This window comes from Altibacter sp., from assembly GCF_019913785.1.
GTDB lineage: Bacteria > Bacteroidota > Bacteroidia > Flavobacteriales > Flavobacteriaceae > Altibacter.
Genome location: NZ_JAIOHK010000042.1, coordinates 1 through 2,837, shown reverse-complemented (window position 1 = coordinate 2,837; position 2,837 = coordinate 1). Strand labels below are relative to the sequence as shown.

2 protein-coding genes and 1 pseudogene are annotated in these 2,837 nt (G+C 38.8%); 1 reads left to right on the top strand and 2 read right to left on the bottom strand.

All coding sequences use genetic code 11. The annotated features are described in order from the left end of the window. The first annotated feature begins 265 nt into the window (after positions 1–265). Positions 266–949, top strand: coding sequence for a sulfotransferase family protein (locus K8F54_RS07010; protein ID WP_290788898.1), 684 nt, complete (start codon positions 266–268; stop codon positions 947–949). Between the two features lie 6 nt (positions 950–955). On the opposite strand, the gene K8F54_RS07005 is transcribed toward K8F54_RS07010, so the two are convergent. Beyond that, the gene (locus tag K8F54_RS07005; protein ID WP_290788896.1) at positions 956–2,497 is read right to left on the bottom strand and encodes an aryl-sulfate sulfotransferase; all 1,542 of its coding nucleotides are present in this window, start codon (positions 2,495–2,497) and stop codon (positions 956–958) included. Between the two features lie 60 nt (positions 2,498–2,557). Continuing rightward, positions 2,558–2,837: pseudogene (locus K8F54_RS07000) on the bottom strand (hypothetical protein); the annotation flags it as partial.

The following is a 2,837-nucleotide window of genomic DNA, read 5'->3' as shown; positions in this document are numbered from 1 at the left end:
TTTTGCATTCCGCCTTCGGGATTCGAAAGCCAACGCGGCAAGCTGGCCCCTTCGCTAAAAATACCCACCGGGTATTTTTTTAACGCTCGGTCCTCTCCGGCTCCACTTTAAAAACCACCCACGGGTGGTTTTTTGCGCTTCATCTACGATCGTCGAATGCCTGTGGTTCATCTGGCATCTTGTCAAGCTTTTATAAAATGGATTAGTAATCCAAGGATAGAAAATCTATATTTGGCCCTTATATTGATAACAGTTTCTTTCTCTTATGGAATTAAAAATAATAGGTGCCGGGTTTCCCAGAACCGGAACAACAACATTAAAAATTGCATTAGAACAATTAGGATTTCAAAAAACCTATCACTTTAAAGATCTAATGGCAAACCCTTCAGTCGTGAACTACTGGAACGAACTTGAAAAAACAGGCGCGACCAATTTTGATGCACTTTTTGATGGATATGTAGCCACTGTTGATTTTCCGGGGTATCCTTACTATAAAGTATTACTTAAAAAATATCCCGATGCCAAAGTAATTCTTACCAAACGAGATTTTGATGCCTGGTATGCGAGTACGCAAAAAACCATTGCCAAAGTAGGTCCTGAAACTATTTCATCTAGACCGGAGTTGGCAGCTAAACTGGATACCAATCAACGCCTTAATGATACTCAGGAATGCTTTAAATTTTTTAAGAACACCTATATACGAAAACAATTTGACGATCAATTCGATACCAGATCCGTTGCCGAAAAGGTGTTTCACGAACATATCCAAAGTGTCATTGACTTTGTACCACAAAAACAATTATTAGTGTATGATGTTACAGAAGGATGGGCACCCTTGTGTGCTTTTTTATCGCTCGATATTCCAAAAACCGATTTTCCGCATGTGAATAAGGGAGAAAATTTTAACGATATGCTCGAGCATATGCTGGCGGAAGCAGCCAAAGGTTAGACCGGGTTAATATTCAAGCTCAAATCGCTCCGAACGATACATGATATCCAATTGTCCCCAGGCAAATGCCTTGGTTCCTTTTAGCGTCTTAAAATATAATGTTGCTTCAAAAACTTCCTTTCCCTCGGGATAGGTCACTTCGATTATTTTCCCATAATTGGCTACAAAACCCGGAGTCACTAGAATATTTTTAGTCTTAGGAAGATAATCGACATCGCTAATTAGCAAGGAAAATACCTCATTGCCCCGTTCCTTTCCGTATTGCCAAATTTGTGATACGGTTTTATCCTCTTCATTTACCTTGTATTCAGCGGCACGCGAATAGGTTATTTGTGTTTTATAGTTTCGAGACCATCCATTGTCGAAAAGGATTATATTTCCATTTGAAAGAACTTCCGGTGCATGTTGTCCCCAAGGAAAGTCAAAATCGGCTGCGCTTTCATTGCCCAATTGAACTTCCTTACTAAAGGGTTTTCCTTCGGAATCTATTGCAGTTAGTAAGAAAGCTACAGTATCAAATCCTTTCCCATCTCTGCCGGATCTACCCCAGTTCTTTTTAGGTGCCATAATCCACTTTAGCTCATCGTCCCACGAAATTTTTATCAGTCCTTGATTCTTACCGGAAACTATAACAGTACTATCCCGCTGGTCAAACGCCAAGCCATTCATATGTAACCAATCACTTTTAATAGTGTGATTTAAATCGAATCTGCTTACATCCAGATTCTTTGCCAAATCCCATTCTTTTGTAATTTGTGAAGTCTCTAAGTTGTATGAAATAATAAAATCATTTATCGATGGTATCTCCTTTCCATCTACTTTAATAGTGGCACCATCCTTTCGGACTGCCATCAATAATTCGCCGCTTGGCAATTCAACTATATCGTGATGTATTCGATATTTTTCATCAATTACAGACTTCCTAATTAATTTCCCTAGCATGTTGTATTCATGAATTTCATTCAATCCTGCTACCAATAACCTACCATTCTTGAGTCTTTGTATTGGCCAAATAATTTCTTTGAAAAAATCTAAATTCAAATACCAACGCACTTCTCCTTGATCATCAAAAATAAATGGTCGAGATTCGAATGTTCCATTATTGGCATAATGCATATCGCACAAATGAAGTCCCGGTTCCATCTTTGTACGGTCTATTTTGTTGATCTCTATTTTTGGAAAATACTCGGGAAGTGGATCCGTCGCAATTGAGATTGTATCGGTTATCGTTCCTTTATCATACGTAAGTGTAAGCAAAACTTTATTGAGTACGCCCGGATAGAGACCCAGCACAGGGATTTCCAAATTGTTTGACAGTTCTTCAGAGGAATGGCTAATCTCTGTAGCCCCTAAAACTTTGGTAGCGGCGCGAAATGGTTGGTCGCCTTCAATTACAAAAATAGCGGTCAACGGTGAAATGGAATGCGGATTCAACTTGGTTTCAACGCTATACACTAAGGTCGATTCACTACAACTTCCAAACAGAAGCCCAAAGGAAAGTAGAATTAAAAAATAGGAATCGAACTTAAGTAGGTTACAATATGACATTAGTCAAAAATAGAATTAATTTTTTAAATAAATTCAATACGCTTGATAACGACTATTTAATTAATGTAATCTACTAGAGGTTAGTTCACCGTTCTCATCATAATTATTCCACCGTCCGGTCTTTTTGGAATTGACATAGCTTCCAGTAGATTGAACGGTACCATTTTCGTGGTAATAGGTCCATACTCCATCCATTTCGTCATTCACAAAAGCACCAACCGACTTCAAGTTGCCATTAGCATGATATACCTTCCACTCTCCTACTTTGGCTCCGGACTTGTACATTCCTTCCGACTCAAGGACTCCATTGTCGCGATAGTATTTCCAATTTCCCGTTTCT